Raw genomic sequence first — 19,346 nt, forward strand, 5'->3', positions numbered from 1 at the left:
ATGGGTAATCGACTGTCAAAGATTGCGACCCGCACGGGTGACGAAGGCCGGACTGGCCTGGGGGATGGCTCGCGGGTAGATAAGGACAGCCACCGCGTCGAGGCGTTTGGTGACGTGGACGAGCTGAACAGTGTCGTGGGCCGGGTACTGGTCCACGATCTCCCGGAAGAGGTTCGGCGCGTGCTGGCCCTGGTTCAGCACGAGCTGTTCGACCTGGGGGCGGAGCTGGCGGTGCCGGGGCATCAGGCGCTACCGGATGCCTCTGTCGAGCGGCTCGATGTCGAGCTAGAAAGCTTCAACGCCGATCTGCCGCCGCTCGAGGAGTTCATCCTGCCGGGCGGTGGCCCGGCCACGGCCGACTGCCATATCGCCCGTACGGTATGCCGCCGTGCGGAACGTCGTCTGGTGGCGGTGAATCACCATGAGGCGCTGCGGCCGAGTTCACTGGCCTACATCAACCGCCTGTCGGATCTTCTGTTCGTGCTCTGCCGTGTGCTTGCACGTCACGAGAACGGCGCGGAAGTCCTCTGGCAGCCGGCCAACAAACGCGGCTGATTGCATCTGCCGTTGCTGGTTTTCGGGTGCCGTTTCCACGGCACCTTCCTGCGTATAACGGATTGGCGACGCCACCATTGCACCGGTGGCGTCGCCCCATCGAATTTTCTTCGAGGTTGATCGCATGTCCTTCTGGAAAAGCAGCCTGGTCCTGCTGATCGTCGGCCTGTGGAGCACGCCCGTATGGGCAGGGCCCCAGATCGTCGGCATCGTCTCCGAGCGCTCGGCCCCCGAGGTGGCCGCCGGTGCGCATCGATTCCTGGAGGCCGTGCCGGATGCCGAGGTGGTGCTGCGCACGCCTGAGCAGCTGGCGGACAAGTCGGACTCGTCAATCCGGGCGTTGTGGCGCGATGCCGACGCGGTGCTCGTGGCAGCGGTGTTCGGGGACCAGGCCGGTCGTCTCGAACGTCTGCTGCGCGAAGAGGCACCGGCCGAGTCAGCGCCGATCCTTGCAATCAACAGCGAACGGCGCCTGACCGCGCTGTCCCGCATCGACGGCCAGGCGGTGCTGGAGGAGCTGGACGAGGAGGCCCGGACCGAACTGACCGAGAACCCTGAAGCGGGCGAGGATCCGCGCGAGCACCTGGCCCGGCAGCAGGAGCGCTTCTCAAACCAGGCCGACTGGCTAACCGGACGTGCGTTCTATCAGGGCCGCACACCGGAGAACATGGAGGGTCTGATGCGCTGGCTGGCCGCTCGGGGCGGGCACTCGATTGACGTGCCGGAACCGGATCCGCGCGAGACCATCCGCTATTACCGGGATGGCCAGTCGGTGGCCGACCCGGGGGATCTTGGCCTGGATGCCAGGCCGGCCGTGGCCGTGCTGGACCTGGATACCGGTGACCGTCCCGGTGACCGCGAGCTTCTGGATGCGACCTGCGAGGCGCTGGAGGCCCGGGATACCCAGTGCTTCGCGGTCCTCGCGCGCTGGGGTGGGGCCAGCCGCGAGGCAGTCGAGAACCTCGCCACATCGGCGGCACCCGCCGAGCTGAGCGGGATCGTCAGCCTGCAGGACTTCGTAGTGGGCGGCGGTGGCAACCGCGAGGTGGTGGCCGAGGCCTTCGCCGAGCTGGATGTCCCTGTGGTCAAGGGGATTCGTCTGGCGGACGTGAGCGAGACCGAGTGGCGGCTCTCGCACGAGGGCATCCCCTGGGACAAGGTCCACTATCACGTGGCCATGCCGGAATTGCAGGGCGCCAGTCAGCCGATGGTGCTGGCGACCGCGGGCGAGCCCACGCAGGACGAACGCACTGGCGTGCGATTGGCGCTGCCCGAACCGGTGGGCGAGCGGGTGGAGGCCCTGGCCGACCGGATGCAGCGCTGGAACCGGCTGCGCCAGCTGGACAACACAGACAAGCGGGTCGCGGTCGTGTACTACAACCATCCGCCCGGTCGCCAGAACATTGGCGCCGACAAGCTGGATGTCCCGGAATCACTGCTGGAGATCCTGCAACGGCTGGAGGCCGCCGGGTATGACCTCGGGGACGAGGTGCCGGAGGATGCCGAGGCCCTGCTGGACATGATCCAGGACCGTGCGGTGAATCTGCCGGAACAGGCGGATGCGCTGGACGCGATCGCCGGCCGGGTCGCCTCGCTGGACCGCGATCAGTACCAGGCATATTTCGACGGCTTGCCCGCCGCGGTGCAGGCAGAGCTGGTCGACGGACCGATCGGCTACCTGCAGGCACGCCTGGAGGCGGCCCGGGACGCGGACAAGCACGAACTGGCGGAAGCCGCGTTGGAAAGCGGCGTCGGCGACTTGCGGCATATGCTCGAGAGCTACCCGCACGACGCCCAGGAGCGGGCTCTGGACCTGCTCGCCCAGTACGAGGCCGCCTGGGAGGCCACGCTGGCCGGTGAAGACGAACACGAAACCACCGAACAGCTGCGCAAGGCCCTGGTGCGTACCGGCATCCCGGGTCTGACCGGATGGGGCGAGCCACCGGGCGAGGCCATGACGCGCAACGGCGAGATGCTCTTCCCGGGCATCGAGTTCGGCAACGTGTTCATCGGCCCGCAGCCGCCGCGCGGGTGGGAGGTCAGCGAGCGTTTGCTGCATGCGAACACGACCTTCCCGCCGACTCACCAGTACGCCGGTTTCTATCACTGGATTCGCGAGCACTTCGAGGCGGATGCGCTGGTCTACGTCGGCCGTCATTCCACCCGCGAGTTTCTGCCGCGCCGCCGCGCGGGGCTGGCCCCAGACGACTACCCCGAGATCCTCGGCGGCGACCTGCCGATCATCTATCCCTACATCGTCGATGGCGTCGGCGAAGGCATCCAAGCCAAGCGCCGCTCGATGGGCGTGATGATCAGCCACCTGACCCCGCCACTGGCGGCCACCGAGCTCTACGACAGCCTGCTGGAACTGCGCCAGCTGGTAGAGACCTACGAGGCCGCCGCCCAGCCCGATGCGGCCACCCGCTCGCGCGCCGCCCAGACCCTGCGCGAGCGCATCGACGAGCTGGGCCTGACCGAGACCATCGAACGCGAACTGGCGCGGGGCCATCACCATCACGGCCACGACGACGGGGATGGGCACCACGATGACCACTCCGACGGGCATGAGCACGATGACGGCCATGACCACGACCATGGCCAAGACGATGATCGTTGGCACGACCACGACCACGACCACGACCACGACCACGGGCACGACCACGGGCACGACCACGGGCACGACCACGGGCACGACCACGATCACGGTGACACGCCCCTGGCGGAGATGGACGAAGAACTGCTCGTGCACGAGATCGGTCACTACCTGACCGACATGCAGGAGGAGCAGATGCCGCTGGGGCTGCATGTGTTCGGTCGCGACTGGTCGGACGAGGCCGTCGACACCATGCTCGAGTCGATGGTCGGTGACGGCGAGGCCGGTGACGACTGGGACGCCAGGCTGCGGGGTTCGCCCGCCAGCGAACGCGCCCATCTGCTAGCCGCCCTGGAGGGTCGGTTCGTACCGCCGGGGCAGGGCAACGATCCGATCCGCACGCCGGATGTACTGCCCACCGGGACAAACTTCCATGCCCTGTCGGCGGACCTGGTGCCAACACGAATCGCCTGGGGCATCGGTCAGGAACTCGCCGCGGATGCCCGCGAGCACGGTGATCCGGAGGCGGATGGCAGCGAGGCCATCATCCTCTGGGCCTCCGACACCGTGCGTGACGAGGGGGTGATGATCGCCTTCGGCATGGACATGCTTGGAATCCGGCCGGCCTGGAACAGTCGCGGGATCGTCGAGGGCCTGGAGCGCATGGATCTCGACGAGGCCGGGCGCGACCGTCGTCGGGATGCCCTGTTTACCACCTCCGGGCTGTTCCGCGACCTCTACGAGGACCAGCTCGTGTGGCTGGACCGGGCCGCGCGGCTGGCGCTGGATGGCGCCTCGGAGACCATCCTCGAGGAGCACCCGGAACTGGAAGAGGCACTGGAAGCAGCCCTGGCTCCGCTGGCGGAGGATCTGCGCGATCCCGGCGGCGAGTCGTTGGCGCGTAATGATGTCGCCGCGCAGTGGGTGGAGGACACCGAGGCCTTGCGTGCGGCCGGACTGGACGGTGCCGCCGCCGGGGAGCAGGCCGCGTTGCGCGTGTTCGGCACCGCACCGGGGGCGTACGGCGCCGGGGTCAACCGCCTGGCGGACCGTTCCGGCGCCTGGGAGGATCGCGCCGAACTGGGCGCGGCCTACCTGCGCCGCATGGGGCATGCCTACGGCACGACGGCATCCGGCGATGCGGCACATGATGCGTTCGAGTCGCGCGTGGCCGGGGTCGGGCGCACCTATCTGGGCCGCGCCTCGCACCTGTACGGGCTGCTGGACAACGACGACGGCTTCGATTTCCAGGGTGGGCTGTCCACTGCCGTGGAAAGCCTGCGCGGCGAGGTGCCGGACAACCGCGTGCTGCAGCATGCCGACCCGGACAACCCGCAGGTGGAGACGCTGGGGCGCGCGCTGATGCGCGAGCTGCAGGGGCAGAACCTGAACCCGCAGTGGATCGAGCCGCTGATGGATCACGGTTATGCCGGGGCCCGCACCATGGCCCGCGACTTCGTCGACAACCTTTGGGGCTGGCAGGCCACCAACCCCGAGATCGTGCGCTCCTGGGTCTGGGACGAGGTGCACGACATCTACCTGCAGGACCGGCACGGACTGGGCGTGGACGAATTTCTCGCCGACGGCCACAACGTGCATGTGAAGACCCACCTGCAGGCCGTGCATCTGGTGGCTGCCAGTCGCGGGTTCTGGGAGGCCGAGCCCGAGGTACTGGACGCCCTGTCCGAACGCTTTGCCGAACTGGTGGCGGAACATGGCCTGCCGGGCAGCGGGCACACGCGCCCCGACCACCCGATGCTGGACGAGGTGGCCGAACGCCTGGAGGACCCCGAACTGCGCGAGGCCTTCGCGGCCGTGCGCGCGTCCGCGCAGATCGATCGCGCACAGGCGGAGGCCGACCCCAGTCGTGTCACCGAGATCCAGCCGCTGGAGGACCCGGACGCCCGGGAGATGCAGGAGCTGCCGGAAGCGGCCGAGGCCGAGAGTGGCCAGGAGACCGGCGACGAGGCGGCCGGCATGCCCTGGCTTCCCTGGCTGGTCGCCGCCGCGCTGTTCCTGTTGCTGATCGGCGGTATTGCCGCAGGCCGCCGCCGATAGCCGCCGCTTGGGTATCTCCTGTAGGAGGCCAGCCCCCTGGCCGATGCGCCGCCGGATAGACCCCATCGGCCAGGGGGCTGGCCTCCTACGCACGAACGTGGGAAGCGCCGAACAAAGGTTAGTGAGGTAAACGCGAATGCCGTTCTCGATCACGATGGAACTGATGGACACCGTAGTGCGCTGGCTGCTGGAGCCGGTGATTGTCGGCCTGCTGGTGCTGGTGGCGGTCGCCGTCTGGGAGCTTGGGCTCGCACTGGGCGAACGCTCCGGCGGGGTGCGCCGGCTGGAGGCCACCGGCGATGCCGAGCGCCTGGCCTACCGCGCACGGCGCCGCATTGACCGCGCGGATCTGCTGGCACGCATCGGTCCGATGCTCGGGCTGATGGGTACGCTGATCCCGCTGGGGCCGGGGCTGGCCGCGATGGGCCGGGGCGAACTGGAAATCCTCGCTCAGGCCGTTACGGTGGCGTTCAACACCACGGTGCTGGGGCTGCTGGTTGGCATCCTCGGTTTCCTGCTCGGACGCCTCCGGCGGCGCTGGTATGACGCCGCGATGGAGCGCCTGGAGGCAGCGGCATGAGGGTCCCGCACTACCGCGCCAGCCGCTTCGATGCCCCTGACGAAGAGCCGATGGGGCCACTGGCCAACCTGGCCGACATCATGCTGGTGTTCGCCGTCGGCCTGATGGTGGTGATGGCCGCCTCGGGGAGCGGCCTGGAACCGGCCAGCGGCGGCGCCGAGATCGAGCCCGGGCGTGAGATCCCGGACCCGCCCGAGGGTGCCGGCGAGGCCGGCTCGGGCTTCGAATCCATGGGGCAGGTCTACCGCGATCCGGAGACCGGCCGGATGATCCTGATCGGCGAATAGCTATATCTCGGGGCCGTCCGTACGTGCCTATACAAACAAATCAAGGAGTCACCAGAACATGAGCGACGACACCGAAGCCGCACGCGCCGAACGCCACGCCCAGCGCATGGCGCGCAAGAAGGAGATTGTGGATCGCAAGATTGCCGAGGCCCAGGAAGAAAAGGGCGTGTTCCTGATCCTGACCGGAAACGGCAAGGGCAAGAGCTCCTCCGGCTTCGGCATGGTCGCGCGCGCCCTGGGGCACGGCATGCAGGTCGGCATCGTGCAGTTCATCAAGGGTCAGTTCGCCACCGGCGAGGAAGCCTTTTTCCGGGGGCAGGACAACGTGCAGTACCACGTGATGGGCGAGGGCTACACCTGGGAGACCCAGGACCGCGAGAAGGACGTGGCGGCGGCCCGCGAGGCCTGGGCGCATGCCCGCGACATGCTGCGCGACCCGAACGTCGACCTGGTGCTGCTCGACGAGCTGCACATCGCGCTGAAATATCAGTACCTGGATGTGGACGAGGTGCTCGCGGATCTCGCCAATCGGCCGCCGATGCAACACGTGATCACCACTGGTCGCGCCGCGCCCAAGGCGCTGATCGAGGCCGCCGACACGGTCAGCGAGATCGGTGTGGTCAAGCACGCCTTCCAGGCCGGCATCAAGGCGCAGAAGGGGATCGAGCTGTGAGTGTGAGCTGCCCCGCCGCGTTCGTGGCGGCCCCGGCCTCGGGCCAGGGCAAGACCACGATCACCGCCGCCATCGCCCGTTACCACCGCAACCAGGGTTTGCGCGTGCGCGTGTTCAAGACCGGCCCCGACTTCCTCGACCCGATGATCCTGGAACAGGCCTCCGGGCATCCGGTCGACGCCTTGCATCTGTGGATGGTCGGGGAAGAAGCCTGTCGAGCGATGCTGTACGAGGCGGCCCAGGAGTCCGATCTGATCCTGGTGGAGGGCTCGATGGGGCTGTTTGACGGGGATCCGTCCGGTGCGGATCTGGCCCAGGCCTTCGGCTTGCCGATCCTGGCCATGGTGGATGCCAGCGGCATGGGCCAGACCTTCGGGGCGCTGGTGCATGGCTTGTCGACCTACCGTCCGGGCCTGTCGTTTGCCGGCGTGATTGCCAACCGGGTGGGCAGTCCCGGCCATGCGCGGATGCTGGAGGATTGCACCCCGGAGGCAATCCGCTTCTTTGGTGCCGTGCAGCGTAACGAGACGCTGAGTGTCCCGGACCGTCATCTGGGGCTGGTGCAGGCCGGCGAGATCGCCGATCTGGATGCGCGGCTGGAGGCGGCAGCGGCCGCGATTGAAGAGGCTGGGGTGACAGGGCTCCCGGAGCCGGTGCGCTTTGATCCGGAAACAATTGCGCCGACCGAGGCGGCGCTGTCCGGCGTGCGCATTGCGATCGCGCGGGATGCGGCTTTTGCTTTCATGTATCCGGCCAACCTGCGCCTGCTGGAGAAGATGGGCGCCGAACTGCGGTTCTTTTCCCCGCTTGCGGGGGACGGTTTGCCAGAGGCCGATGCCGTCTGGCTGCCGGGTGGCTACCCCGAGTTGTATCTGGATCAGCTGTCCGCCAATGCTGCCCTGAAGTCGGACCTGGAGGTCCATCATGCGGCGGGCCGCCCCATCCTGGCGGAGTGCGGGGGCTTTCTCTACCTGCTGGACGAACTGGCCGACCGCGAGGGCCATGCTGCGGCTATGGCCGGGCTGGTGCCGGGCAAGGCCCAGCTGGCGGACCGCCTGCAGGGTCTGGGTCTTCAGGCGGCCCCGCTGCCGGAGGGCGAGCTGCGCGGGCACACCTTCCATCACACCCACTCCGAGGTCGGGCTCGAGCCCTATGGCCATTGCTGGCGCGCGCGCGGGACGGGGTCGCAGGGCGAGGCGATCTATCGCGACGGCCGCCTGACCGCGACCTATCTGCATGCCTGGTTCCCCTCCAACCCGGAGGCCACGGCCCAGCTGTTTCGAGCATGAGTGATCGACCGCGGGACAATGTGACGCGGATCGACCCCGGGGCGCGCGCCGGGGCCCGCCTCCCGTTGTGCGGCGAGCGAAAGCCCGGTTGCGTGGATCTGGTCGGGGCAGGGCCGGGCGATCCGGGCCTGCTGACACTGGACGCCGCCGCAGCGATGCAGCACGCCGATGTCCTGCTGCACGACCGCCTGATCCCGGAGGCGATCCTCGATCTGGCCAACCCGGAGGCGAAACGCCTGTATGTGGGCAAGGCCCGCTCACGGCACAGCTGCGATCAGGGGGATCTGAACGATCGCATGGTTGCACTGGCCCGGGAGGGGCACTACGTGGTGCGCCTGAAGGGCGGCGATCCGTTTGTCTACGGGCGGGGTGGCGAGGAGGCTGCCGCGATTGCCGCTGCCGGGGTGCCCGTGCGCATCGTGCCGGGGATTACCGCGGCGGGTGGTTGTGCGGCCTATGCAGGAATCCCGCTGACCCATCGCGATCATGCCTATCGCTGCCAGTTTGTTACCGCCCACCGGCGTGCCGGCGAGACCGATCTGGACTGGGCCTCGCTAGTGCATCCGCAGCAGACCCTGGTTGTCTACATGGGGCTGCATACCCTGGCCGAGGTCTGCGGCGAGATGATGGCGGCGGGTGCGGATGGCGCGATGCCGGCCGCGCTGGTTGAACAGGGGACGCGACCGGGCCAGCGTGTCATCGAAGGCGTTCTGGCCGATCTCCCCGCGCGGGTGGCGGATCTGGATATCCAGTCGCCGGCGCTGCTGATCGTGGGCGAGGTCGTGCGTCTGCGCGAGACGATCGCCATGCAGGGTGCCGAGTCCGTCCCGGGAGCGCATGAAACCGGCTGAGCAGAACAGCTCGGCGGGCGCCATGCGCTCGGAGACGCCCGAGACCAGCGGGCGTCTGCGCACGGGGCTGACCACTGGTGTGTGTGCGACCGCCGCCGCCGTTGCCGGCGCACGGTGGCTGCTGGAGGGGTGGCGGCTCGAGACGGTGGAGGTCGTCCTGCCGAAGGGGCAGGTGGTCAGCCTGGCACTGAACGACCTCGAACCCACTCCGGGTGGCGCGGTTGCCGGGGTCATCAAGGATGCCGGCGACGACCCGGATGCCACCCACGGGGCCCGAGTTTGGGTGGAGATAAACCTGTGCGGTGCGCCCGGTGTCGAGTTCGTGGCGGGTGCCGGGGTCGGGACGGTTACACGCCCGGGCCTGGTGCTGGAGCCGGGCGAGGCCGCCATTAATCCGGTCCCACGACGCATGATCCAGGGGCATCTGGAGACATTCGCTGCAGCCGCCGGGTACAGCGGGGGCTTCAGGGTTACGGTTGGCGTGGACGGTGGCGAGCGCATTGCCGGGCGGACCATGAACGCTCGCCTGGGGATCCTCGGGGGGCTCTCGATCCTGGGCACGACCGGCATCGTCCGGCCATTCTCCTGCGCCGCCTATATCGCATCCATCCATCAGGCCATAGACGTGGCCCGCGCCAACGGTTGTCCGCGCGTGGCCTGCTGCACCGGGGGTACCAGCGAGGCCGCGATGCGTGAACAGTACGGTCTGGACGACATGGCGCTGATCGAGATGGGGGATCTGTTCGGGGCGGCACTGAAGTATCTGAGGCGTCACCCCCTGCCCGCGGTGGTGCTGGCCGCGGGGTTCGGCAAGCTCAGCAAATTCGCGGCCGGGCACCTGGATGCCCACAGCCGCAAGTCACGCATCGATCTCGACGCGCTGGCGGAGGAGGCGGCGGATCTGGGAGGCAGCCAGGCACTGGTCGCGCGCATCCGCGCGGCCAATACCAGCGCCCAGGCGCTTGCGGATTGCCTGGAGCAGGGTGTGGAGCTGGCCGACCGTATCAGTGCGCGCGCCTGGCGGCGGGCGCGCGGGATGCTGCCGGAGACCACGGCGCTGGAGGTCTGCGCGGTGGATCGGGCCGGACGCATCGTCGGGTTTGCCGATGGTGCCGGGGGGCTCGCGCCATGACGGCCGCCGCGATTGCCCTGCAGTCGGTGGCCAAGCGCTACGCCGGTGGCCGGGTTGGGCTGGCGAACGTGGATCTGGAGGTGCCGGCGGGCAGCTTTTTCGGCCTGCTGGGGCCGAACGGGGCTGGCAAGACCACTCTGGTGGGGTTGTTGACCACGCTGGTGCGGGCGGATCGGGGCTCGATCCGCGTCTGCGGGTACGACGTGGCCACGCAGGCGGTTGCGGCGAAGGCGTGCATGGGCGTGGTACCGCAGGAGGTCAACTTCAACAGCTTCGAACCGGTGGGCGAGATCGTCGAGGCCCAGGCGGCTTACTACGGGCTGTCCCCAAGGCGGGCGCGCGAGCGAACCGGCGAGGTGCTGGAACAGGCGGGGTTGCTGGACCGGCGCGAACAGTCGGCCTGGGGCCTGTCGGGTGGCATGAAGCGGCGGCTGATGATTGCCAGGGCCCTGGTGCACCGCCCCCGCGTCCTGCTCCTGGACGAGCCGACGGCGGGGGTGGACCTGGAGGGGCGCCATGCCACCTGGGAGCTGTTGCGTGGCTTGAACGCGGACGGCGTGACGATCCTGCTGACCACCCACTACCTGGAGGAGGCAGAGACCCTGTGCGACACCCTGGCGATCCTCGATCAAGGCGAGATCGTCGCGCGCGGTGATACGGGCGAACTGCTGCACGGGCTGAACGTGCAGACCCTGGTGCTGGAACTGAGCATGCCGCTGGACGCGGCCCCGGCGCTGGACGGTTTGGCGATTCGTTTGAATGATCGCTGGACCCTGGAGGTCGACCTGCCGCAGGGCATGGAGGTGAATGACCTGTTCGACCGCCTGGGCGCAAGCGGGGTGCGTGTCGCGGGAGTCCGCAACAAGCGCAACCGGCTCGAGTCGCTGTTCCTGCAGCGCATCGCGGAACGCGCTGCCGCCCCGCCGGGGAGGGAGACATGAGGCTCGCGGCGTACGGATTTGCCTATCGCGGGATGGTGGTCAAACAGGTGCGGCGTTTCCTGCGCGCCTGGGTGCAGAACCTCCTGCCATCAGTGGTGACGACGGTCCTGTTCCTGGTGATCTTCGGTCACCTGATCGGGCGCGAGCTCGGCACCATGCGGGGGGTCGATTACGCTGATTTTATCCTGCCCGGCCTGATCATCCTGGCGGTGGCCACCAATGCCTACAGCAATGTGACACTGGCGTTCTACGGGGCGCGGCTGCAGCGACATATCGAGGAGCTGCTGGTCGCGCCGCTGCCCGCCTGGCTGATTGTGGCCGGCTTCGCCACCGGTGGTGTCATCCGGGGCCTGCTGGCCGGGGCGCTGGTCGCGCTGGTCGCGATTCCGTTTACCAATCTCCAGTTGCACCACCTGGCGGCCACGCTGGGGATCGCGCTGGTCAGCGCCTTGCTGTTCGCCCTGGCCGGGCTCCTGAACGGCCTGTATGCGCGCAGCTTCGACCATACCTCCGTGGTGGCCACGTTCGTGCTGACCCCGCTGATCTACCTGGGCGGCCTGTTCTACCCGGTAGAACGGATGCCCGAGCCCTGGCAGTCCCTGGCCGTACTCAACCCGCTTTATTACATGATCGAGGGCTTTCGCTACGGCCTGCTGGGGACCGGCTCCTTTGCCTGGGCCGCGACCTTCTGGGTCCTCGCAGGGGCAACCCTCGTCGTTGGCGTGCTGGCCTGGGCCCTGGTCGCCCGCGGCGTGCGGATCCGGACATGAGTGGGGGCGGGGTGCAGCGATGAGTGCCGATCATTCGCGGGTGCGCCGGGCCTGTCCGGGGGTGGCCGCGCCGATGGCCACCGGGGACGGTCTGTTGATGCGGGTGCGTCACCCGATCGGGGGGCTGGATGCGGGGCAGGCGGAGACCATTGCGGAGGTGGCGCGGCGTTTTGGGTCCGGTGTCCTCGAGCTGACCAGCCGCGGCAATCTGCAGCTGCGTGGTTTGGACGCGGCGGGCCTGGAGCCGGCGCGCGCCGAGCTGGAGGGGGCGGGGTTGGCAGATCGCGATCCTGCGGCGGAAGCGGTGCGCAATGTCCTGGCGGCCCCGGTGACGGATATCGACCCGGAGGCGGCCATGGATGTGCAGCCGGTCGCGCGGGATCTCGTGCGAGCACTGGGGGAGCACCCGCGCCTGAGGGCATTGCCCCCGAAGGTGGGGGTGGTGGTGGAGGCGGGTGGCGGTTTGCCGCTGGATGGGGTGCCGGCGGATTTGCGACTGGAGGCCTGTACGGCGCTGGGAGGGGTGTGGTTCCGAGTGGCCTTGGGGGCGTCCAGTCGCACGGCCACGGTGCTGGGCTGGACACGCGCGGAGAATGTGGTGGACGTCGCCCTCGCGGTGTTCGAACGCTTCGTTGCGTTGCGCGAGGGCGATGTGGATCCGCCGGGACGGCTCGCGGGTGCCGTAGCCCGATGGGGCCCGGAGGCGTTGACGCCGCCCGGGCTGGAGCGGGTGCTCCCGGGCGGGGACTGGGTCGCGGCGCGGATCCCCGAATACGCGGATGCCGGGATGGGGACGTGCCTGAACGGGCGCGCCTTCGGGATCGCGTTTCCGTTCGGTGCCCTGCGCGCCGAGGCGCTGCAGGGGCTGGCCGAGCATATTCGGGCGCACGACGGACGCCTGCGCCTGACACCGTGGCGCAGCCTGCTTCTGACCGGGGTACCTCCTGTGGGGCCGGACCGTGTCGCCGAGTGGGGTGGCGTGACCGATCCGGACGACCCACGCCTGGCGGTGAGTGCCTGTATCGGGCAGACGGGTTGCTCCGCGGGCAGTACCGCCACGCGGGCGGATGCCGAGAGGGCCGGGGTCGCTGCCTGCGGGTTGCTTGCGGGGGGCGGGCAAGTGCATGTGAGTGGCTGCGACAAGCACTGTGGGCGTCCCGCGAATGCGCAGGTCCTGCTCACGGCGTGGGAAGGCCGCTATGAGCTCTCGCTGCAACGCGCCCCCGCGCGATGGGAGACCGTGCTGACGAGGCTGGCGCCGGGGCAGGTCGAGCCGGCCCTGGCAGCCCTCGATGCCATCGCCCGCGAAGAGGGTGGCCGGCATGAGTCGGGGCTCGAGGCCCTGCAACGGTTGGAGGGAACAGCGCTGACGAGACGTATGAACGCGATGATGAACAACGGAGATCCAGCATGACGCAGAGCGATACGGCCGGGGCCGTACCCGACTATATCCGCGACGGGGCGGCCATCTATCGGGAGTCGTTTGCGATTATCCGATCCGAGGCGGAACTGGACCGCTTTCCGCAGGAGCTGTTGCCCGCGGTGGTGCGCATGATCCACGCCTGCGGCATGACCGACCTGCCACGGGACGTCGGGTTTTCGGCCGGCGTGGCCCGGGCGGCCACTGATGCGCTGGCCGCCGGCGCGCCGATCCTGTGCGACAGCAACATGGTGGCGCACGGGATCACTCGGACCCGGCTACCGGCGGACAACCCGGTGATCTGCAGCCTGCGGGAGGAGGGTGTGGCGGCGGCCGCCGAACGCCTGGGTACCACGCGATCGGCGGCTGCCCTGGAATGGTGGCGACCGCATCTGGAGGGTGCGGTCGTGGCGATCGGGAATGCACCCACGGCCCTTTTTCACCTGCTGGAGATGCTGCACCAGGGCGCGCCACGTCCGGCCGCGGTACTCGGTATCCCGGTGGGCTTTGTCGGTGCGGTGGAGAGCAAGGAGGCGCTGGCCGCCAGCCCGCTGTACCTCGAGTACCTGACCATCTTCGGACGCCGCGGTGGCAGCGCCATGGCCGCGGCGGCCATCAATGCCTTTGCGAGTGACCGGATATGACGACTTCTCCCCCTGTGAATGGATCCCCGGAGGCGGGCTGCCTGTATGGAGTCGGCACCGGGCCTGGCGATCCCGAGCTGCTGACGTTGAAGGCCGCGCGTCTGATCGCACAGAGTCCGGTAGTGGCCTACTTCTGCCGCCGTGGCGGGCGCGGTCAGGCGCGTGCGATCGTGGATGCCCACCTGGGTACCGGCCAGTGCGAGATGCCGCTGGAGTACCCGGTGACCAACGAGATTCCGCACGGCTCCGAGGAATACCGCCGCCGGATCGAACAGTTCTTCGACGCCTGTGCCGAGCAGCTGGCGGCCGAACTGGAAGCCGGGCGCTCGGTCGTGGTGCTGAACGAGGGCGACCCGTTCTTCTACGGCTCCTTCATGCACGTATACCTGCGGCTGAAGGACCGGTTTCCCACCCACGTGGTCCCTGGCGTGACCTCGATGATGGCCTCGGCTGCGCAGTTGTCGACGCCGCTGACCATGCGCGATGACCTGCTGACGGTGATCCCGGGCACGATGCCGATCGACGATCTGCGCCAGGCCCTGCAGGGGACCGATGCGGCGGTCATCATGAAGGTCGGAACCCATCGCGATGCGGTGGTCGGTGTCCTTCAGGAGCTGGGGCTGAGTGAGCGCGCCTGGTACGTGGAACGCGCCAGCACCGCCGAGGAGCGGGTCCTGCCAGTGTCCGAGATCCCGGAGCGGGTGCCCTATTTCTCGATGATCGTGATCCCCGGGCGCGGGGTTCGGCGATGAGCGGGGGTGGCGGTCCGGTGGTCGGTCGGTTGAGTGTGGTCGGGGTGGGTCCGGCGGGGCCGGAATGGATCACACCGGAGGTCGCTGCCCGTCTCGAAGCGGCCACCGATCTGGTGGGGTACGGGCCGTACCTGGAGCGGATTGCGGGCCCTCATCACCGTGTTCACGCCTCGGATAACCGCGAGGAACTGGCGCGTGCGATGCACGCCTTGGACATGGCCGCGGAGGGGCGGGACGTGGTCGTGGTCTCGGGGGGCGACCCGGGTGTATTCGCCATGGCGGCGGCGATCTTCGAGGCGCTGGAAGGGGCGCAGGCACAACGCTGGGCGGGAGTCGAGGTGGACGTGACTCCCGGGGTCTCGGCTATGCAGGCCGCCGCCGCGCGGCTGGGTGCGCCGCTGGGCAACGATTTCTGCGTGATTTCGCTGTCGGACAACCTCAAGCCCTGGTCGCTGATCCAGCGCCGGGTGCGGCTGGCGGCCGAGGCCGACTTCGCCATGGCGTTCTATAACCCGATCTCGCGCGCGCGACCATGGCAGCTTGGGGAGGCCCTGGGCATCGTGCGCGAGGCCCAGGGTCCGGACACCCTGGTCATGCTGGCCACCGCGGTGGGACGCGGCGAACGCGAAGACGTGCAGATCTCCACTCTCGGCGAGGTGGACCCGACGATGGCGAACATGAGCACGCTGGTGATCGTTGGCGCCGCCTCCACCCGGGTGCTGGAGCGCCCCTCCGGCCGGCGCCACGTGTACACCCCGCGTTATGTCGAGTCCGCGGAGTCGCGGTGAAAGCGCGCGAGGTCTTCCAGCCACTCCAGGGCCGCCTGCGGGGCGTGGAAGCGGGGCACCCCGGGGGCGTCCGGCGGCCGGTCCACCATTACCACCGGGATGCCGCGTTCGCGCGCGGCCTGCAGCTTGGCGGCTGTGGCATCGCCACCGCTGTCCTTGGTCACCAGCACGTCGATAGCGTGGGTCTCCAGCAGCCGGTGCTCGTCGGCCAGGCTGAACGGGCCGCGGGCCCGCAGCCAGGTGACCCGCGGCAGCGCCGGCGGCGGTTCGGGCGGGTCGATGGTGCGGATCACGTAGTCCAGTTCGGGCGCGGCCTCGAAGGCCTCCAGGTGCTGGCGGCCGGTGGTCAGCAGCACGCGTCGGCCGAGTTCCGGAAGGGCGCGGGCGGCGGCTGCGAGGTCGGGCACGCGGATCCAGCGGTCCTCCGGTCCGGCCTCCCACGACGGTCGGGTCAGGCGGGCCAGCGGGATGCCGGTCTGGCGCGTGGCGGCGACGGCATTGGCCGAGATCTGCCGCGCGAACGGGTGGGTCGCGTCCACCAGGGCGTCGACCGCGTGTTCGTGCAGCCAGGCGGCAAGGCCCTCGGCGCCGCCGAACCCGCCGGTGCGCCGCGGCAGTCGCGAGGGCGCGGGCCTGCGCGTGCGTCCGGCCAGCGACACGGTGGCGTGCAGCCGCGGGTGGCCGTCCAGCAGCGGTTCCAGCGCCGCGGCCTCGGTGGTGCCGCCCAGCAGCAGGATCTGCCGCGGGCGCGCCGCCCGGGGGCTGGAGTCAGGAGATGAACGGGAGCTCATGAGGATGACCAGTCTAGCCACGAACGAGGAGCGAGCGCCATGGCTGAATATCGTCGGCGTGGGCGCGGAGGGGCTCGCCGGGCTGGCCCCGGATGCCCGCATGGCGCTGGACACGGCGGCGACGGTGATCGGCGGCGCACGGCATCTGGAGATGCTGCCGGAGCGGCCGGGGCAGGAGCGCCTGGTGTGGCCGTCGCCGCTGGAGACCGCGCTGGACTGGATCGAGGCGCGCGCCGGGCAGCCGCTGTGCGTGCTCGCCAGCGGCGACCCCTTCTGGTTCGGGGTGGGCGCGACCCTGATGCGGCGTTTTCCGGCCGCGCAGACCTGCGTCTGGCCGGCGCCCTCGGCGTTCAGTCTGGCCGCCGCGCGCATGGGCTGGCCGCTGCAGCAGACCCGCTGCCTGTCGGTGCACGGCCGGCCGATGGAGGCGCTGCGGCCCTGGCTGCATGACGGCGCGCGGCTGCTGATCCTGAGCCGCGACGGGGATACCCCGGCGGAACTGGCGCACTGGCTGACCGGGCTCGGCTTCGGCGATTCCACCCTGACCGTACTGCAGTCCCTGGGTGCGGACCGCGAGGCGGCGGTCCGCGAGCGCGCCGGGGCCTGGCCGGAGGTCGCGATCGAGGCGCTGAACACCGTGGCGCTGGAGTGCCGGGCCGATCCGGCGGCGCAGGTGCTGGCGGCCAGTGCCGGCCGGCCGGAGGCGCAGTTCGAGCAGGACGGACAGATCACCAAGCGCGAGGTGCGGGCGGTGGCGCTGGCCCTGCTGGCGCCCGGACGCGGCGAGCGGCTGTGGGACGTGGGCGCGGGCTCCGGTGCCATCGGCATCGAGTGGATGCTGGCGGATCCGGCCAACACCGCCGTGGCCATCGAGCCGCGCGCGGAGCGCCTGGAACGCATCGCGCGCAACGCGAGCACGCTGGGGGTGCCGACGCTGCGGTGCATCCACGGGCGGGCGCCGGGGGCACTGGGAGACCTGCCGCCACCCGATGCGATCTTCATCGGTGGCGGGCTGACCACGCCGGGGCTGGTGGAGCACTGCATCGGCCAACTGCGCCCGGGCGGGCGGCTGGTCGCCAGCAGCGTGACCGTGGAAGGGGACGCGGTGCTGGCGGCGGCGCACGAGCGCCACGGCGGCGAGCTCACGCGGATCAACGTCAGCCGCGCGGAGCCGCTGGGCGGCATGGCCGGCTGGAAGCCGCTGCGGCCGGTGACCCTGTGGTCGCTGCGCCGGAGCTGAGGGAAACGCCGAGCGGGGCGCGTGTCCGGGTGACCCCCGGGGTCGGCTTCGCCTCGGCCTGCACGGCCGGCGAGCTGGAGGCATTGGTCCGCGAGGTGCTGGCCGAGGCGCACGCCGTGTTGCGGGCGGGGGGCGGCGAGGCGATCGAGATCCGGCAGCTGGCGGCCCCGGGGCACAAGGGCGACAGCCCGGTGCTGTGGACGGCCGCGCGCGACCTGGAGCTGGAGCCGGTGTTCGCGTCGGCGGCCGCGCTGGCCGCGCGCGACGCTGCCTTGTCCACGGACTCGGCGCGCTCGCGTGCCGTCGCCGGGGTCGGTTCGGTGGCGGAGGCGGCGGCGCTGGCGGTGGCCGGCGACGGGGCGCGCCTGCTGCTGCCGCGGCGGCTCTCGGCACGGGCGAGCTGCGCGGTGGCCGTGCGGACGGTGAACGGGACAGACGGGAATTTCGAGGAGTTTTGATGACGGTTCATTTTGTCGGAGCGGGGCCGGGTGCGGCCGATCTGCTGACTTTGCGCGGGCGCGATCGTATCGCGGCCTGCCCGGTATGCCTGTATGCCGGTTCGCTGGTGCCGGAGGCGGTGCTGGAGCATGCCCCGGAGGGGGCGCGCGTGGTCAACACCGCGCCGCTGACGCTGGACGCAATCATGGAGGAGATCGAACGCGCCCACGCGGCGGGCCAGGACGTGGCGCGCCTGCACTCCGGCGATCTTTCGGTCTACAGCGCGCTGGGCGAGCAGATCCGTCGGCTGGAGGCGGCCGGGATCGATTACAGCATCACGCCCGGCGTGCCGGCATTCTCCGCCGCCGCCGCGACCCTGGGGCGGGAACTGACGGTGCCGGAGGTGGCGCAGTCGGTGGTGCTGACGCGCACGCCGGGACGGGCGTCCTCCATGCCGGAGCGCGAACGGCTGGCGAGCTTTGCCGCCACCGGGGCGACCCTCGCGATCCACCTGTCGCTGCACAATATCGAGACCGTGGTCGAGGACCTGCGGCCGCACTATGGCTGCGACTGCCCGGTGGCGATCGTGTTTCGCGCCAGCTGGCCGGACGAGAGCGTGGTGCGCGGTACGCTGGGGAATATCGCGGAACGGGCGCAGGCCCTGACCACACGGCGCTCGGCGCTGATCCTGGTGGGCCCGGCGCTGGACCCGGGCGATTTCCGCGACAGCGCGCTGTACGACCCGGCGCATGTGCGCCGTTACCGCGGCATGGACGGGGACTAAGCGGTGGCGCCCCTGATCTTCCGCAGGCAGGGATAACGCCGGTGGGTGTTGTGGGACACGGGGCTTTTCGCCTGCAAGCAGGCTCCCACATCGCCAGGAACCTGTAGGAGTCTGCTTGCAGGCGAAGGCGGTTTCTTCCCGATCAGGGTCACGGCAAGGGGCCGCCATGCGGCGGCCCCTTGGTTCCCGGCCGGTTTAGCGGCGGCGGTAGTTGTCGTGGCAGGCCAGACAATGGTGGCGCACGCCGTTCAGGGCCTCGGTGGCGCGAAGCTGGAAGTCTTCGTTCTCCAGGTCGTCGGCCGACTCCACCTTGCGCTGCAGTCGTTCGGCGGCCTCGCGGTAGGCTGCCTTGTACTCGGAGAACTCCGGGTCCTCCCAGGCCGCGGGCAGGGCCCCGGGTTCGCCGTCCCGCGCCGGTGTCTCGCGTGCGAACCAGGTTTCGATGTCGTCGGCGCGGCGCGCCAGTTCCTCGGCCAGACCGGGCAGACGTTCGGCGAATGGTGCGTCATAACGCAGGATCTGCTCGATGCTGCGGTAGGTGGCCGAGGTGCCCTGCATGCTCTGCTGACGGAAGCGCTGGAAGGCCTCGGTCGCATCCACTTTGGCCGGATCGTCCAGGGTCTCGTCATAGTCGCCCCAGGGGCCCGGCATTGTGACAGTGACCTCCGCGGTGGCCGGGCTGCCGGTGGCAGCCAGCAACAGGATCGCAAAGAGGGTGGTTCTCAACGGGTGGTGGATCGGTTGCATCCAGTTCATGTCG

Annotated in this window: 19 protein-coding genes; 17 read left to right on the forward strand and 2 right to left on the reverse strand. The window is 69.8% G+C overall.

All coding sequences use genetic code 11. The features are described 5' to 3' along the window. The 14 genes from F468_RS0104925 (at position 1) to cobJ (ending at position 15,333) form a co-directional block, all read left to right on the forward strand. Positions 1 to 555 (forward strand): cob(I)yrinic acid a,c-diamide adenosyltransferase, encoded by a 555-nt coding sequence (locus tag F468_RS0104925; protein ID WP_018174773.1) that lies wholly within the window; start codon positions 1 to 3, stop codon positions 553 to 555. A gap of 124 nt (positions 556 to 679) precedes the next feature. Further along, positions 680 to 5,206 (forward strand): cobaltochelatase subunit CobN, encoded by a 4,527-nt coding sequence (locus tag F468_RS0104930; protein WP_018994698.1) that lies wholly within the window; start codon positions 680 to 682, stop codon positions 5,204 to 5,206. A 136-nt stretch (positions 5,207 to 5,342) separates the two neighbouring features. Next, positions 5,343 to 5,786 (forward strand): MotA/TolQ/ExbB proton channel family protein, encoded by a 444-nt coding sequence (locus F468_RS0104935; protein ID WP_018174775.1) that lies wholly within the window; start codon positions 5,343 to 5,345, stop codon positions 5,784 to 5,786. After that, complete coding sequence (locus tag F468_RS0104940) at positions 5,783 to 6,073, forward strand: DUF2149 domain-containing protein (RefSeq protein WP_018138715.1); 291 nt, start codon at positions 5,783 to 5,785, stop codon at positions 6,071 to 6,073. Before F468_RS0104935 ends, F468_RS0104940 begins: the two co-directional genes overlap by 4 nt. Before the next feature lie 58 nt (positions 6,074 to 6,131). Beyond that, on the forward strand, positions 6,132 to 6,746 hold the full coding sequence (gene cobO / locus F468_RS0104945) for a cob(I)yrinic acid a,c-diamide adenosyltransferase (RefSeq protein WP_018993653.1): 615 nt from the start codon (positions 6,132 to 6,134) through the stop codon (positions 6,744 to 6,746). Next, on the forward strand, positions 6,743 to 8,035 hold the full coding sequence (locus tag F468_RS0104950) for a cobyrinate a,c-diamide synthase (RefSeq protein WP_018994699.1): 1,293 nt from the start codon (positions 6,743 to 6,745) through the stop codon (positions 8,033 to 8,035). Before cobO ends, F468_RS0104950 begins: the two co-directional genes overlap by 4 nt. Then, entirely contained in the window at positions 8,032 to 8,886 is an 855-nt protein-coding gene (cobA, locus tag F468_RS0104955; protein WP_018994700.1) for a uroporphyrinogen-III C-methyltransferase, read from the forward strand. Before F468_RS0104950 ends, cobA begins: the two co-directional genes overlap by 4 nt. 22 nt (positions 8,887 to 8,908) lie before the next feature. Next, on the forward strand, positions 8,909 to 10,018 hold the full coding sequence (locus F468_RS0104960) for a cobalt-precorrin-5B (C(1))-methyltransferase (RefSeq protein ID WP_026296496.1): 1,110 nt from the start codon (positions 8,909 to 8,911) through the stop codon (positions 10,016 to 10,018). Continuing rightward, entirely contained in the window at positions 10,015 to 10,959 is a 945-nt protein-coding gene (locus tag F468_RS0104965) for an ABC transporter ATP-binding protein (RefSeq protein WP_018138720.1), read from the forward strand. The genes F468_RS0104960 and F468_RS0104965 overlap by 4 nt, the downstream gene beginning before the upstream one ends. Next, positions 10,956 to 11,729 carry an ABC transporter permease gene (locus F468_RS0104970; protein ID WP_081616962.1) on the forward strand — a complete coding sequence of 258 codons (774 nt, stop codon included), beginning with the start codon at positions 10,956 to 10,958 and terminating at the stop codon, positions 11,727 to 11,729. The genes F468_RS0104965 and F468_RS0104970 overlap by 4 nt, the downstream gene beginning before the upstream one ends. Before the next feature lie 19 nt (positions 11,730 to 11,748). Then, positions 11,749 to 13,143, forward strand: coding sequence for a precorrin-3B synthase (gene cobG / locus F468_RS0104975; RefSeq protein WP_018994703.1), 1,395 nt, complete (start codon positions 11,749 to 11,751; stop codon positions 13,141 to 13,143). Further along, complete coding sequence (locus F468_RS0104980; protein ID WP_018994704.1) at positions 13,140 to 13,793, forward strand: precorrin-8X methylmutase; 654 nt, start codon at positions 13,140 to 13,142, stop codon at positions 13,791 to 13,793. The genes cobG and F468_RS0104980 overlap by 4 nt, the downstream gene beginning before the upstream one ends. Beyond that, positions 13,790 to 14,545 (forward strand): precorrin-2 C(20)-methyltransferase, encoded by a 756-nt coding sequence (locus tag F468_RS0104985; protein ID WP_038048920.1) that lies wholly within the window; start codon positions 13,790 to 13,792, stop codon positions 14,543 to 14,545. The genes F468_RS0104980 and F468_RS0104985 overlap by 4 nt, the downstream gene beginning before the upstream one ends. Continuing rightward, positions 14,542 to 15,333: a precorrin-3B C(17)-methyltransferase gene (gene cobJ, locus F468_RS0104990; RefSeq protein ID WP_018994706.1), complete on the forward strand. Its 792-nt coding sequence runs from the start codon at positions 14,542 to 14,544 to the stop codon at positions 15,331 to 15,333. The genes F468_RS0104985 and cobJ overlap by 4 nt, the downstream gene beginning before the upstream one ends. On the opposite strand, the gene F468_RS0104995 is transcribed toward cobJ, so the two are convergent. Continuing rightward, positions 15,306 to 16,124: a cobalt-precorrin-6A reductase gene (locus F468_RS0104995; RefSeq protein WP_018994707.1), complete on the reverse strand. Its 819-nt coding sequence runs from the start codon at positions 16,122 to 16,124 to the stop codon at positions 15,306 to 15,308. The genes cobJ and F468_RS0104995 overlap by 28 nt on opposite strands. A gap of 4 nt (positions 16,125 to 16,128) precedes the next feature. Between F468_RS0104995 and F468_RS0105000 the strand changes: the two genes are divergently transcribed. Genes F468_RS0105000 through cobM form a run of 3 tightly spaced genes read left to right on the forward strand, consistent with a single transcriptional unit; the run spans position 16,129 to position 18,586 of the window. Continuing rightward, a complete protein-coding gene (locus tag F468_RS0105000) occupies positions 16,129 to 17,364 on the forward strand; it encodes a bifunctional cobalt-precorrin-7 (C(5))-methyltransferase/cobalt-precorrin-6B (C(15))-methyltransferase (protein WP_018138726.1) in 1,236 nt (411 codons plus the stop codon). 29 nt (positions 17,365 to 17,393) lie between these two features. Then, entirely contained in the window at positions 17,394 to 17,822 is a 429-nt protein-coding gene (locus F468_RS0105005; RefSeq protein WP_018138727.1) for a cobalamin biosynthesis protein, read from the forward strand. Continuing rightward, positions 17,822 to 18,586, forward strand: coding sequence for a precorrin-4 C(11)-methyltransferase (gene cobM, locus F468_RS0105010; RefSeq protein WP_018138728.1), 765 nt, complete (start codon positions 17,822 to 17,824; stop codon positions 18,584 to 18,586). The genes F468_RS0105005 and cobM overlap by 1 nt, the downstream gene beginning before the upstream one ends. 195 nt (positions 18,587 to 18,781) lie before the next feature. On the opposite strand, the gene F468_RS0105015 is transcribed toward cobM, so the two are convergent. Beyond that, entirely contained in the window at positions 18,782 to 19,342 is a 561-nt protein-coding gene (locus tag F468_RS0105015; protein ID WP_012982222.1) for a cytochrome c, read from the reverse strand. Between the last annotated feature and the right edge of the window lie 4 nt (positions 19,343 to 19,346).

This window comes from Thioalkalivibrio sp. ALJ2, from assembly GCF_000378325.1.
GTDB lineage: Bacteria > Pseudomonadota > Gammaproteobacteria > Ectothiorhodospirales > Ectothiorhodospiraceae > Thioalkalivibrio.